General features: G+C 64.6%; 16 protein-coding genes. 6 read left to right on the top strand and 10 right to left on the bottom strand.

Features of this window, described 5'->3' with window-relative positions; genetic code table 11:
- Together ABXG85_RS10760 and ABXG85_RS10755 are read right to left on the bottom strand one after the other, a co-directional pair.
- A partial coding sequence (locus ABXG85_RS10760; RefSeq protein WP_353513633.1) for a helix-turn-helix domain-containing protein occupies window positions 1-162 on the bottom strand: 162 nt, incomplete at its 3' end.
- A 42-nt stretch (window positions 163-204) separates the two neighbouring features.
- A complete protein-coding gene (locus ABXG85_RS10755) occupies window positions 205-978 on the bottom strand; it encodes an ABC transporter substrate-binding protein (RefSeq protein WP_353513631.1) in 774 nt (257 codons plus the stop codon).
- 185 nt (window positions 979-1,163) lie between these two features.
- Between ABXG85_RS10755 and ABXG85_RS10750 the strand changes: the two genes are divergently transcribed.
- Entirely contained in the window at window positions 1,164-1,652 is a 489-nt protein-coding gene (locus ABXG85_RS10750) for an AbrB family transcriptional regulator (protein ID WP_353513630.1), read from the top strand.
- An 11-nt stretch (window positions 1,653-1,663) separates the two neighbouring features.
- On the opposite strand, the gene ABXG85_RS10745 is transcribed toward ABXG85_RS10750, so the two are convergent.
- From ABXG85_RS10745 to ABXG85_RS10715, 7 genes are read right to left on the bottom strand one after another with little or no spacing between them, the layout of a single operon-like run.
- Window positions 1,664-2,350, bottom strand: a complete 687-nt coding sequence (locus ABXG85_RS10745) for an ABC transporter ATP-binding protein (RefSeq protein ID WP_353513629.1) — start codon at window positions 2,348-2,350, stop codon at window positions 1,664-1,666.
- Window positions 2,347-3,096: an ABC transporter ATP-binding protein gene (locus tag ABXG85_RS10740; protein WP_353513628.1), complete on the bottom strand. Its 750-nt coding sequence runs from the start codon at window positions 3,094-3,096 to the stop codon at window positions 2,347-2,349. The genes ABXG85_RS10745 and ABXG85_RS10740 overlap by 4 nt, the downstream gene beginning before the upstream one ends.
- Window positions 3,077-4,006, bottom strand: a complete 930-nt coding sequence (locus ABXG85_RS10735; RefSeq protein ID WP_353513627.1) for a branched-chain amino acid ABC transporter permease — start codon at window positions 4,004-4,006, stop codon at window positions 3,077-3,079. The genes ABXG85_RS10740 and ABXG85_RS10735 overlap by 20 nt, the downstream gene beginning before the upstream one ends.
- On the bottom strand, window positions 4,003-4,884 hold the full coding sequence (locus tag ABXG85_RS10730) for a branched-chain amino acid ABC transporter permease (RefSeq protein WP_353513626.1): 882 nt from the start codon (window positions 4,882-4,884) through the stop codon (window positions 4,003-4,005). The genes ABXG85_RS10735 and ABXG85_RS10730 overlap by 4 nt, the downstream gene beginning before the upstream one ends.
- Before the next feature lie 3 nt (window positions 4,885-4,887).
- Window positions 4,888-6,084, bottom strand: a complete 1,197-nt coding sequence (locus tag ABXG85_RS10725) for an ABC transporter substrate-binding protein (RefSeq protein WP_353513625.1) — start codon at window positions 6,082-6,084, stop codon at window positions 4,888-4,890.
- 10 nt (window positions 6,085-6,094) lie between these two features.
- Complete coding sequence (locus tag ABXG85_RS10720) at window positions 6,095-6,826, bottom strand: SDR family NAD(P)-dependent oxidoreductase (protein WP_353513624.1); 732 nt, start codon at window positions 6,824-6,826, stop codon at window positions 6,095-6,097.
- Window positions 6,813-8,108: a phenylacetate--CoA ligase family protein gene (locus ABXG85_RS10715; RefSeq protein ID WP_353513623.1), complete on the bottom strand. Its 1,296-nt coding sequence runs from the start codon at window positions 8,106-8,108 to the stop codon at window positions 6,813-6,815. The genes ABXG85_RS10720 and ABXG85_RS10715 overlap by 14 nt, the downstream gene beginning before the upstream one ends.
- Before the next feature lie 102 nt (window positions 8,109-8,210).
- On the opposite strand from ABXG85_RS10715, the gene ABXG85_RS10710 reads away from it, so the two are divergent.
- The 5 genes from ABXG85_RS10710 to ABXG85_RS10690 are packed head-to-tail and all read left to right on the top strand — an operon-like array spanning window position 8,211 to window position 11,747.
- Window positions 8,211-8,741 (top strand): MerR family transcriptional regulator, encoded by a 531-nt coding sequence (locus tag ABXG85_RS10710; RefSeq protein WP_353513622.1) that lies wholly within the window; start codon window positions 8,211-8,213, stop codon window positions 8,739-8,741.
- On the top strand, window positions 8,638-9,792 hold the full coding sequence (locus tag ABXG85_RS10705; protein WP_353513621.1) for an acyl-CoA dehydrogenase family protein: 1,155 nt from the start codon (window positions 8,638-8,640) through the stop codon (window positions 9,790-9,792). The genes ABXG85_RS10710 and ABXG85_RS10705 overlap by 104 nt, the downstream gene beginning before the upstream one ends.
- The gene (locus ABXG85_RS10700; protein ID WP_353513620.1) at window positions 9,789-10,766 is read left to right on the top strand and encodes a phosphotransferase family protein; all 978 of its coding nucleotides are present in this window, start codon (window positions 9,789-9,791) and stop codon (window positions 10,764-10,766) included. The genes ABXG85_RS10705 and ABXG85_RS10700 overlap by 4 nt, the downstream gene beginning before the upstream one ends.
- Window positions 10,759-11,109, top strand: a complete 351-nt coding sequence (locus tag ABXG85_RS10695; protein WP_353513619.1) for a DUF6285 domain-containing protein — start codon at window positions 10,759-10,761, stop codon at window positions 11,107-11,109. Before ABXG85_RS10700 ends, ABXG85_RS10695 begins: the two co-directional genes overlap by 8 nt.
- Entirely contained in the window at window positions 11,106-11,747 is a 642-nt protein-coding gene (locus ABXG85_RS10690) for a histidine phosphatase family protein (protein ID WP_353513618.1), read from the top strand. Before ABXG85_RS10695 ends, ABXG85_RS10690 begins: the two co-directional genes overlap by 4 nt.
- Here ABXG85_RS10690 and ABXG85_RS10685 read toward each other — a convergent pair.
- Entirely contained in the window at window positions 11,744-12,727 is a 984-nt protein-coding gene (locus ABXG85_RS10685) for a TAXI family TRAP transporter solute-binding subunit (protein WP_353513617.1), read from the bottom strand. The genes ABXG85_RS10690 and ABXG85_RS10685 overlap by 4 nt on opposite strands.
- Window positions 12,728-12,759: the final 32 nt, after the last annotated feature.

The following is a 12,759-nucleotide window of genomic DNA, read 5'->3' as shown; positions in this document are numbered from 1 at the left end:
CGTTTGCTCGGAGAAGGACACGCTTCTCTTCGCCTTCTTGTAGGCCTCTCTCCTCTCCTGCAAGGCGGCGTTGTAGAGGTGGCGGCAGAGGTCTAGGGTGCGCTCCAGGTCCTTGGCCTGGGGTTGGGTGGGGTAGAGGCGGTACTTGAAGGCTTTGCGCATCCCCGTCCTCCACGTAGGATAGCGCGCTTTTCGTTTATCCCGCTATGCGCTCCGAAGGAGCGCGTGGGGGTCCATGTATCCCCGGTTTGAAAACCGGGGCGTTATGGCCCCCACACCCCCTTTTCTGTAATGCTCCCCGGAGATAACCTTTTCAAAGGCCGCTCCCGTGGAGGAATAGAGGGCGGCCTGGGCTCGGCCAAAGGCCCGCACCAGGTTTTGGAAGGCCGGGTACTGGTCGTAGTCCGCCTTAAGGATGGTGAAGCCCACGGCGCTCCGCTCGGGGTCCCAGGTGGCCACCCGCCCCCGCATCCTGGGCTCCTGCAGGAGGCGCACCAGGCCCTCGCGGGTGGTGGGGACCTCCTCCGGCTTGAGGAAGCGGCGGTTAAAAACCACCACCGCCGGCTCGAGGGTCGTGCCGTAGGCGAGGTTCTCCAGGCGCGCGTTGGCCGGCCAGTTCTTGGCCTCGGGGGAGTCGTAGGGCAAGGCGTACCCCTCGCTCGCCAGCTTCACCTGGAGTTCCATGGCGCTAGACCAGAGGAGGTCCGCACTCCGCGCCCCGGCCGCCGTTTCGCTCACAAAACGGTCGTAAATGGCCTGCGTCCCCAAATCGTTGTACTCAATCTGGATGAACGGGTACAGACGGCGGAAGTCGTCCAACAGAGCTTGGGCGCTCGCCTGGTCCGTGGCCGAGTAGATGATGAGCCGCCCCTCCTTGCGGGCTGCCTCCACCACCCCAGGGTCAGAGGCTGGCCGGGACTGCTGCCCCAAAGCCCAAGCCCCGAGCAAAACCAAAAGCCACGCCGTTCCCTTACGCATCGCCTTCACCTCCTCGGTTATGCCTACAAGGGGGACTATACGCCAAGACCCCTTCTCGGACAAGGCTTTTTCGTTTTTTTCCCGCTCGTTGCCGAGGGCACAAGCCCCTGGGGGAGCCTCTTTCACGGAAGGGGCTATACCCCCGGCCTTGCCCCCGACCGCCTGTCAGGGATATACCCAAGTGCATGGAGCTCCTACGCCCTCTTCTCATGGGACTCCTCGTGGGCATAGCCTTTCACCGCTTGGGCCTCCCCGGGGGAGCGGTGGTGGGGGCCATGCTGGGCGCAGGCCTTTACCAGGTCCTCTCGTCGGCTCCCGTCCCCACGCCAGCGGGTCTGGACGTGACGGCCCAACTCCTAGCCGGGGTGGCCGTGGGCCTCAGCTTCCGTAGGGAACTCCTCCAGGGATGGCTCTTGCCCTGGGCGGTCCTGGCAGGCTTGGGCTTTCTGGCTCTAGCCTTGGCCCTAGCCTTCCTTTACGCCCGCCTTCTGGGCCTGAGCCCCCACACCCTCTTCTTCGCCCTTTCCCCCGGGGGCATCACCGGCATGGGCCCCTTGAACCGCGCCGAGGGAGGGGATGCCGGGCTCGTGGGGCTCTTCCACACAGTACGCGTGTTTCTCCTCTTCCTCCTGGTACCCCTCCTGGCGAGGCTCCTGGGGGGGAACGCCCGCTGAACCTCTAAGCGCTAAAGGGAAAGCAGGGACACCACCTCGTCGCTCTGAACCAGGTCCTCCATCCGGCCCTCCAAGCGCACCTCCCCCGTTTCCAGAACGTAGGCCCGGTCCGCCACCTTCCCCGTGAAGCGGAGGTTTTGCTCCGCCAACAGGATGGGCAAGCCCTCTGCCTTCAACGCCAGGACCAGGCGGGCGATCTCCTCCACGATGAGGGGAGCAAGGCCCTCCGTGGGCTCGTCCAGAAGGAGAAGTCGAGGATGGGTCAATAGGGTGCGGGCGATGGTGAGCATCTGTTGCTCGCCGCCGGAAAGGAGCCCCCCACGGCGGTTTTGGATCTCCGCTAGCCGGGGAAGAACATCAAACACCCGTTCAAGGGTCCAAGGGCCAGGCCGCGCCGCCACTAGGAGGTTTTCCCTCACGGAAAGTTCCGGGAAGATCCGGCGGTCGTCGGGAACGTAGCCTAGCCCAAGCTGAGCCCGTCTATAAGGGGGCCAAACGGAAACGTCCTGGCCCCGGTAAAGGACCCGTCCAGAGAAGCGCCGCACCAGGCCCATGATCGCCTTGATCAGGGTGGTCTTGCCGGCGCCGTTCCGTCCCAGAAGGGCCACCACCTCCCCGTCCTCTACCCGCAAGCTGATGCCGTGCAGGACCGGGATCTCTCCGTATCCCGCCCACAAACCCTCCACCACCAGGCTCATGCGCCTCCTCCCAAAAAGGCAGCGCGCACCGCGCTATCGCCCCGGATCTCCTCAGGGGTTCCTTCCGCCAACACCCGCCCCTGGTGAAGGACGGTCACCCGGTCCGCCAGGGCCAGCACCGCCTCCGTGTCGTGCTCGGTAAAGAGGAGGGTAACGCCTTCCCGCCGCAACAAGTCCCCGATAAAGTCCACCATGCGTCGGCGCTCCGCCCGGGATAGTCCGGCCAAGGGCTCGTCCAGAAGGAGGATTTCGGGTTCGGCCACCAAGGCCATGGCCACGTCCAGGCGTTTGAGGTCGCCCAAGGGCAACTCCGCCACCCGGCGCATGGCGTGCGCCTCGAGGCCCACCTTGGCCAAGGCCGCCTGCGCCTTGGCCTGGGCCTCAGGAAAAGCAGAAAGGGGCCTGAGGAGGCGAAAGGTTTGCCCGGTATACCCCAGGCGGGCCAGGACCACCGCCTCCAACACCGTCATGGAGGCGAAGGGTTGCGCCCTTTGGAAGGCAATGGCGATGCCCAGCCTGGCCACCTTGGGCGTGGACCAGCCCGTGATCTCGGCCCCCCGAAAGAAGACCCTACCCTGGTCCGGCACCAGGCGCCCAGTGACCACGTTGAAAAGCGTGGTCTTGCCCGCCCCGTTGGGCCCCACCAGGGCGTGAAAGGTCCTCTCCTGGACTTGCAAGGAAACCCCACCCAAGGCCAAAAAGCCTTGGAAGGACTTGTAAATCCGGTCAACCTTGAGGAGCGCCACGACGCACCCTCCAAAGCCTCCGGGCCACCCTCTCCCCCACCCCGGCAAGCCCCGAGGGGAAGAAGAGCACGGTAAGGAGGAGGATAACCCCTAGGAAAAAGGGCCAGTACTCCGTTTGGGCCTGAACCCATACCCGCAGGAAGAGGAAGGCCGCTGCGCCCACGGCGGGCCCGAGGAAGACCCCGCTTCCCCCAAGGATGGTGGCCAGGATGGCCTCCGCCGAACGGGTCCAGAAGAGGTACTCGGGAAAAACGGAACGCTGCAATGCCCCTTGGAGCGCCCCCGCCAACCCGGATAGGAGGCCCGAGAGCACAAAGGCCAGGAGGAGGTGGCTGAACCCCCCGATTCCCACCGCCTCGGCACGGGCCCGGTTGTCCCGCAGCCCTCGGAGGGCGTACCCAAAGGGCGACCGTTGCAGAAGGGCCAGGAAGCTCACCCCTAGGGCGAAGGCCGCAAGGCTCAGGTAGTAAAAGGGGAGGCTTTCCCCGAAGGCCCCTTGGGGCCTTAGGTCCGTGATCCCGTTATCCCCCCCGGTGAAGGCATACCACTTGTGGACCACGGCGTAAAGCAACTGGGCAAAGGCCAAGGTAAGCATGGTGAAGTAGATGCGGGTGAGACGAAGGCTTAAAAACCCGATAGCGGCAGCCGCTAAGCCTGAGGCCAAAAGGGCAACGGGCAGAGTGGGGAGGAAAGGCCATCCCGCCCGGCTTACCAAAAGGGCCATGGTGTAGGCCCCCACGCCGAAGAAGGCCGCCTGGCCAAAAGAGAGCAGGCCCGCCTGGTGAAACTGGAGGTTAAAGGCCATGGCGTAAAGGCCCAAGATCAACGCCTCGCTGAGCAGTTTCAGTCCGTATTCCGAGAGGGCCGGGCCCAAGGCCGCCAGGAAGGCGAAGAGAAGGAGAAGCCTCATGTCCGCACCGCCGGGGGACGCCCCAAGAGGCCCCAAGGACGAAGCAGCAGGACCATGGCCATCAGGGCAAAGGGGAACACCATGGTCATCTCCGGGAGAACAAGGATGCCAAAGGCCTGGATAAGCCCCATCAGCACCGCCCCCAAGAGGGCGCCCCAAACGCTACCCAGTCCCCCGATCACCACCACGATAAAGGCCTGGATCACCGCATCCACCGCCATACCCGGGGTGGCGGCCTGGAGGGGGAGGAGGGCTGCCCCGCCCAAGGCGGCGAGGGCGATACCCCCAGCGAACACCGAGGTGTAGAGCAAGGGAACGTTGACCCCCAAGGCCTCCAGCATCTCCCGGTCCTGGGTGGCCGCCCGTACCCACACGCCAAGCCGGGTGCGCTGGAGGAAGAGCCATAGAAGCAAGGCCACCGTGGCGGCCAGACCCACCAGGAAGAGGTAGTAGCTGGGAAAGGGAGTCCCCAGGAGAAAGAGCGGCGAAGCGAAAGTGGGGGGCAAGGGGAAAGAGCGGTAGGCGGCGCCAAAAGCAAAGCGTACGAGATCCTCGAGGATCAGAAGAAGGGCATAGGTGAGGAGGATCTGGTACTCCTCCGGCCTACGGTAGATGGGCCGGATGAAAAGGCGCTCCACCACCGCTCCGATCACCATCCCCGCCGCCGCCACCAGCAAAAGCCCCCACCAAAAGCCTTCCCCCTGGCCCCGGGTGAAGGCGTACAGCAAATACGCCCCAAGCATGTAAAAGGAACCATGGGCGAAGTTCACGATGCCCATGGCCCCAAAGATGAGGGAAAGCCCCACGGCCAAGAGGAAGAGGGTGCTGGCGTAGGCTAAGCCGGTGACGAGCTGGAGTAGGTAGAAGCCCAAATCCATGTTCTACCGCTTGCACTGCGTGGGGTAAACCGTGTCCGTGGCCGGGATGATGCGCATGCGATCCAGAATCGCGAAGGGATACTCGGGGCTATGCTTGGTGTAGCCCCACACAAGTCCCTCGAACACCTGGTGGTCCTCGGGGCGCATGCGCTTGCGCCCTTCGGGGGCCTCATAGGTGAGCCCACCGTCGGCCTCAAAAGCGCGTCGCACCGCCTCCGCCTGCGTAGAGCGGGCCTTTTGGATGGCCAAGGCAAGCATGTGCATCCCGGCATAGGCCTCCTGGGCGTTGTAGCTGGGGTATTCGTTGAAGCGCTTTCGGTAGGCCTCCACAAAAGCCCGGTTCCGCTCGGTGTTCGGGTACAGGAACCAGTAGCGCGCGGAAACCAGAAGGCCTTCCGGAGCTTCCTTACCCAGGGGCCCAAGGACCTCCAGGGCCGCTCCCACGGGGTTCACAAAGTAGCGCACCTGATTGAAGAAGCCAAAGGCCTTGGCTTGGCGCGCAAAGATGACCATGTCCCCCGCCCAAAGGGTGGAGAAAACCCCTTCCGGCCGAGCCCGCATGAGAGCGGTGATAAAGCTGGCGTAATCCGTGGAACCAAAGCGGGGCCACTGCTCGCTCACCACCTCCACATCCGGCCGGAGTTGCTTCAGCCTCGTGATGAAATCTTGCCAGGAAACCCGGCCAAACTCGTAGTCAGGACCGATGTTCGCCCAGCGCTTCACCGGTAAGGTGGCCGCCAAAGCCGCAGCCGCCCAGGCGTCCATGCGGGCGTTGTTGGAGGTGCGGAACACGTAGGGCCGGCACTGCTCCGTGAGGGTAGGGGTCGCCGCATGGGTGACCACCAAGGGAATCTTGTACTCATCGGTGAGGGGCGCCACCGCCAGGGAAACCGAGCTCGAGTCGATACCAAAAAGCACGTCCACCTTCTCCTGAAGGACCAGCCTGCGGGCCTCCCTTACCCCCACCTCCGGGTTCCCTTGATCGTCCACCACGATGAGTTGCAAGGGGCGGCCCAGCACACCCCCACGGGCGTTGATCTCGTCCACCGCCAACTGCGCCCCTTGTGAGCCCGACTTACCGTAACCCGCAAAGTTGCCGCTCAGGATAAAAAGCGCCCCTACCTTGATGGGCTGCTGGCCCTGCGCCCATGCCAAGCCGACCGCCAACGCCAAAACCGGAAGCCACCGTAACGCCTTCATCGGCCACCTCCTACCTCGCTCCCACGCCGCCATCCACGGCGTAGACGCCTCCCGTCAAGTAAGCGTTTTCCGGCTCCAAAAGAAACGCCACCATCCTCGCCACCTCCTCAGGGCGGGCCATCCGCCTCAAGGGGATTTCCTGAAGGATAGCGGGCCCGAGCCTGGGATGGCTCCGCAAGCTTTCGGTCATCTCCGTTTCCGTCCAACCTGGGGCCACGAAGTTCACCCGAATGCCCCGTTCCACCCAGTCCAAGGCCAACGAGCGGGCGAGCCCCCAAAGCCCCGCCTTGGAGGCGGTGTAGGCGGCCAGACGGGCGCCACCCCGGAAGCCCAGGACCGAACCCACCAGAACCAGGCTCCCTGGGCCCGAAAGCACCTCGGCGAAGGCCCGTGCCGCCACAAAGGCCCCGGTGAGGTTCACGGCGAGCACCTCGTCCCAGACCTCTAGGGGCAAACGATCGGCCCGGGTGAAGGCGGGACTGGTGCCAGCGTTGTACACCAGGCCATAAAGCCCCACGTCCTTGGCAAAGTGGGCCACGGCTTCGGCCACCCTCTCCCGCTCCCGCACGTCCACCGCCATGCCCCAAGCCCCAAGCCGCTGGGCCACCCCCCGCACCCGTTCCGGATCTCGCCCCGTAACGCCTAGCTTGGCGCCACGACGGGCAAGCTCCTGGGCCACCGCCAGACCGATCCCGCGTGTGGCCCCCACCACCAGTACCGGAAGCCCCTCAAGCCCCGGCATGCTTCACCACCCGCTTGGCCTTAAAGGCCGTGCGCTCCAAGGTGCCTGGGGCCTCGAGGCGAACCCCTGGGGTTACCCCCAAAGCCTCCTTAAGGCGCTGGCGGATCCTCTGCAAAAGCCCCTCACCCACGTCTAGGGGACGGGCTAGCTCCACCACCACCGTCACCTCCTTCGCCACTCCATCCGCCTCGAGGACCTCTATGCGGTACTCGCTGGAAAGCTCGGGGAAACGCCGCACCACCTCCTCCACCTGGCTGGGATAAAACTTGGCCCCCCGGTAGACCACGAGATCGTCCGCCCGGCCCAAGATGCCCCCAACGGCCCGCAGGTGCGTGCGGCCGCAAGGGCAGCGCTCTTTGGTAATGCGGGCCAAATCCCCGGTGTAGTAGCGCACCAGGGGGGTAGCCTCGCGGGTAAGGTGGGTGAGGACCAGAACCCCCACTTCCCCCTCGGGAACGGGCTCTTTGGTTTCGGGGTCCACCACCTCCACCAGGTAGTGGTCTTCGGCGAAGTGAAGCCCCGCCTGGAACTCGCACTCCCCAGCGAAGGTGGGGCCCATCTCTGCCAGGCCGTAGTAGTCATAGGCGCGCAGGCCCAAGCCCTGCTCCAGCCGATTCCGGGTAGCGGGGTTTTCCGTTCCCGCTTCCCCACCAAAGGCGCCTATGCGCAAGGGGCTCTCTATCCCCCGCTCTTTTAGGACCTCGGCCAGAAAAAGCCCGAAGGATGGCGTGGCGGTTAGGGCTTGGGGCCGAAAACGGGACAACAGCTCCAGGTGGCGTTCCGTCTGCCCGGCGCCCACCGGCAATACGAAGAGGCCAAGGGCTCGGGCAGCGTGGTGGACAGCGATCCCCGCAACCCACAGGCCATAGCTAAACCCATTCAGTAAGGTGTCCCCCAACCGCAGGCCGTAAGCGAAGAGCGTCCTTGCCGTCACCTGGGTGATGTTTTCCAGGTCCTTTTCGCTCCAAACCGTGCCCACCGGGAAGCCGGTGGTACCGCTGCTTGGGTGGTACTCCCGCCAGGCCGCCCGGGGAGCCAGCACATAGCGCCCTAAGGGGGGGTGGAGGCGCTGCTCCTCCCTAAGTTCCTGTTTGGTGACCACAGGAAAGCGGGTGAGGTCCTCCAGGTGGCGGACTTCCAGGGGAACCCCAGCCCATTTCTCGCAAAAGAAGGGACTTTCGCGGCTAAGGCGCTCTACCTGGTACCGAAGGCGCTCTAGCTGCAAGGCTTCCAGGGCTTGCCGCGGCATGGTCTCCAGCTCCGCCTCCCAATAGGCCGCCATTCTTCCCTCCGCGCTTTGCGCCTACTATAGGGTTTTGAACAAGCGATGTCAAGAGTGAACACTTATGTTCACTTTGCTTGTGCGTTGTGCTAAACTGCGGCCATGCCCCCAACGCTGCCTTCGCTATACACCCTGAGCGACCTCGCCCGCGCAAGTGGGGTTTCGCGGCGCATCCTGCAACACTATGCCCAGCTTGGCCTTTTGGAGCCGGGAGCCCTCACCCAAGGGGGTCGGAAACTTTACACCGAGTTCGCCCTTTACCTAGTTCAGGACATCCAAGACCTCAACCAGTTAGGCTTTACCTTGGAAGAGATACGCAAGATAATGGCCCTCAAGAAGGCCGTCTTCCATCCCGACGGGACTTATCGCCAGGATTGGCGCCGGGAGGACATCCCCCTGTCGGATGAGGATCTTTGGGCCATGTGGCGCAAAGCGGGCGAGGTGCTCTCCAGCATGGAGCGGCAGGAGCGGATGATCCGCCGCTTCTACCGCTTCCTCACCAAACACTTCGCCCCGAAGGAGGTGCGGGATGGAGTTCTCTCTGGGGCAGGAGACGGAAGCATTGAGGGAACGGGTACGGGCCTTCCTGGAGGAGCGGGTCATCCCTCGGGAGAAGGAGGCAACACCGGCTAACCTCGAGGCCCTCACCCAAACGCTTCAGCAGGAGGCACGGGCTTGGGGGATCTTCCTGCCCCATATGCCCAAGGAGCTGGGCGGCCTGGGGCTTTCTTGGACTCAGCTTGCGGCAATTCTGGAGGAGGCGGGAAGAAGCCTCCTAGGCCCCCGGGCCCTCAACGCCGCTGCGCCGGACGAGGGGAATATGCACCTCCTGCACAAGGTGGCCAACCCAAAGCAGAAAGAGCGCTACCTGGTGCCCTTGGCCGCAGGCGAGGTTCGGAGCGGCTTCGCCATGACCGAGCCCATGGGAGCAGGGGCGGACCCTACCCTCCTCAAGGCCACAGCTCGGCGTAAGGGCAAGGGCTTTGTCTTGGAGGGACGCAAGTGGTTCACCACCGGGGCAGAGGGGGCGGCCTTTTTCCTCGTCCTGGCCCGGGCGGAAGAGGGACCCACTCTCTTCCTGGTGGACCGGGAAAACCCCGGGCTCAGGCTGGTGCGCACCATCCCCACCATGGACCACTGGTCGGTGGGCGGGCACGGGGAGCTGGTCCTGGAAGGATGCGAGGTGGGGGAGGATGCCGTCTTGGGCGAGGTGGGCAAGGGGTTTGAATACGCCGAGCTCCGCTTAGACCCCGCGCGGCTGACCCATTGCATGCGCTGGCTGGGCGTGGGGGTGCGGGCCACGGAGCTAGCCCAGGCCTATGCCCTTCAACGGGACTCCTTCGGCAGGAAGCTGGCGGAGCACCAGGCCGTACAGTTCATGATCGCCGACAGCCACATTGAGCTCCACGCCGCCCGGCTCATGGTCTGGCACGCCGCCTGGAAGCTGGACCGGGGGGAGCGGATCCGCCACGAGGCCTCCATGGCCAAGGTCTTCGTCTCCGAGGCGGTGAGCCGGGCCGTGGACCGTGCGGTACAGATCACCGGGGCCTTGGGCATCAGCGAGGACATCCCCCTCTCCATCTTTTACCGGGAGGTGCGCCCCTTCCGCATTTACGACGGGCCCAGCGAGGTCCACCGCGCCTCCGTGGGTAAACGGGCGCTTTACAAAGGGCTTAGGCCATGAGGGAAGCGCTGGGAAGCGCCTTAGAAGAAGTTCTAGGCCCGGGAGAGGTAATCCGGCTGCAACGCCTCCCCGGAGGGGCCTCCAAGGAGGCCTGGGCCGTGGACTACCGCCTGGGGGAAACGCTCCACCCGCTCTTCCTGCGCCGGGCCGGGGGTGGGGTTATCTACCGGGACACCCTCAGCCTGGCCACGGAGTTCCGCATCCTGCAACTGGCCCAGGCCCACGGGGTACGGGTCCCGGAACCCTTGGCCTATTTCCCCGACCTGGAGGGCCGGGAGGCCTTCCTCATGCGGCGCCTCGAGGGGGAGTCCATCGGGACCCGGGTGGTGCGGCGGCCGGAGTTTGAGCGGGCCAGGAAGGCCTTACCCCAAGCCATGGCGGAAGAGCTCGCCAAGATCCACACCATCCCCTTGGAACGGATTCCCTTCCTCCCCAAGCCCGCGCATCCGCCCTGGCGCACCGCCCTGGACCTAGCCTACCAAGACCTGGATGGCCTGGCGGAGCCCCACCCTGCCCTGGAATGGGGTCTCCGTTGGCTCCTGGAGCACCCTCCAAACCCCCGTCCCCTGGTCCTGGTCCACGGCGACTTCCGCATCGGCAACCTTCTCGTGAACGAAGAAGGGCTTGTGGCTGTCCTGGACTGGGAATTCGCCCATCTAGGAGATCCCAGGGAAGATTTAGCCTGGCCCCTAGTGCGGGCCTGGCGGTTCGGCGAGGACGCCAAGCGCCTAGGAGGTGTGGGCGAGGCAGGTCCTTTTCTGGAGCGCTACAACGCCCTTACGGGCCAAGATATTGGCGAGGAGGAGCTTTTCTGGTGGGAGGTCTTGGGCAACGTGCGCTGGGGCCTGGGAGCGCTCAAGCAGGCCCGCAGGCACCTGAAAGGGGAGGAACGAAGCGTGGAGCTGGCGGTCCTAGGAAGGCTTGCGGCAGAGATGGAATACGAGATCCTATTTCTCCTGGAGCGCCATGGATAGGCCCACCCTGGACGAGCTCTTGGAAGCCGTGTCGGAGTTCGTGGAACGGGAAATCCTCCCCACCCTCCAAGATCCGAGACTTCGCTTCCAAACCCTTGTGGCCTTAAACGCCCTGGGCATCGCCCGGCGGGAGTTAACCCTGGGGGAAGCCCTGAAGGGAGAGGACCGCCAGGCCCTAGTCTCCCTCCTGGGCGTGGAAGCCCCTCTGGAAGAGCTCCTCCGCCTCCTCGCCGAAAGGATCCGCCGAGGAGAAGCACCCCCAGGAACGGAGGCCTTCCTCAAAGCGCACGTGGCCCGCAAGCTAACGGTGGCAAACCCCAAGTACTTGGAGCGCTACCCATGAGAAGGCGGCTTCTTCTCCTGCGCCACGGCGAGGTGGACTACTTCCCTGAGGGAAAGCCGGTGCCCCCTGAGGGCGTGGGCCTCACGGACACGGGAAGAAAACAGGCGGAAGCCGTGGGAGAACTCCTCCGCGAGGTGCCCCTGGACCTTGCCATCCACACGGGCGTCCCTCGCACAGAGGAAACCCTCCGCATCCTTCTCAAGGGCCGGAACGTCCCCGTGGAGGCTTGGCCCGAGTTCCAAGAGATCCGACCAGGACGGCTAAAGGACCTTCCAGACCCCCAGCGGGCGTTTCAGGAAGCCTTCCATCCCCGAGACCTCTCGGAGCGCTTCCTAGGCGGGGAGCGGTATGCGGACTTCCTGGCCCGGGTCCTTCCCACCTACGAGCGCCTCTTGCTAAGGCCCTGGGATACCCTGCTCCTAGTGGCCCACGGAGGGGTTATCCGGGCCCTGCTTTCCTATGCCCTGACCGGCAAAGAGGGCTTCCTTCCCCTCGAGGTGCACCCTTGCGGGCTCTCGATCCTAGACCTGGGGGAGCCGCCCCTGCTTCGCGTCCACAACCTAACCCCTTACGAACTCCTCCCCCAAACCCGCCTTTCCACCATGGAGGCCCTTTGGCTCGCTTACCGGATGCCCTAGCGCCACACCCCCTTCTCCCGGAAGTAGCGCACAGCCCCTTCGTGGTAAGGCACCTTTCCACCCCGGGAGCGAATCGCGCTTTCTAAGGTGGTGTCCCGGGCAGGGGCCACGGCGGCATGGAGGGAAGAGAGGTTTTCAAAGACCGCCTTGACCATGGCGTAGGCCACCTCCTCGGGAAGGCTTGCCGGACAGACGAAAAGGTTCCAGAAGGTAAGGGTGGGCGCATCGTACCGCGTGTTGTAAACGCTCTTGGGAATGACCCCCGTGTCCACCACCCCGGGGAAGCGGCGCTGGAGCACCTGCACGGGGGTACTTTGCGGCGGGAGGGGGACCAGGGAAAGGCGCTTCCCCTTGCGGGCAAGACTCCCGGAAAGCTCCAAGATGCTCCCCGTGGGCAACCCCCCGGACCAGAAGAACGCATCCAGATTCCCTTCGGAGAGCATCTGGGCCGCCTCTGCCACCCGCACCCGTTCCCACTTGCCGAAGTGGGTTTTCGGATCAAAGCCGGGTATGGCAGCGGACATCAGAATCCTGGCCTCGTACTCGATGATTCCCCCGGCTACCTCTGTGGAAACACGCCTTCCCTTGAGGTCTTGGAGAACCCGGATGCCGCTATCCTCCGTGGTCACCACGTGGAAGTAGTTAGGGTACATGGTGAAAAGGATGCGTACAGGCGCGGGTTTTCCCTGGAAGCGCTCCTCCCCTTGCAGGGCAAGAAGGGCAGCGTCGGGGAGCACGGTGCCACAGTAGTAGAGACTCCGGGCGGGGTCCGTACGGTCTCGCAGGAGCATGAGGTTTTCCATGGACCCGCCCGACTGCATGGCCTGGGCCTGGACCACGCCAGCCTTGTTGAGGATCTCCGCCACCGCCGTGCCGTAGTAGAAGTACACCCCGCCCACACCCCCGGTGCCGATAACCACCTGGGGTTTTTGCGCCAGCGCCACACCGCAAAGGGCTACAAGCAGAAACCATCTTTTCATCGCCCACCTCCGGTTGGAGGCGAGTTTACTGG

This window comes from Thermus sp. LT1-2-5, from assembly GCF_040363165.1.
GTDB lineage: Bacteria > Deinococcota > Deinococci > Deinococcales > Thermaceae > Thermus.
Note: the sequence above shows the minus strand (reverse complement) of the source record. Positions and strands in the feature narration are given on the sequence as shown.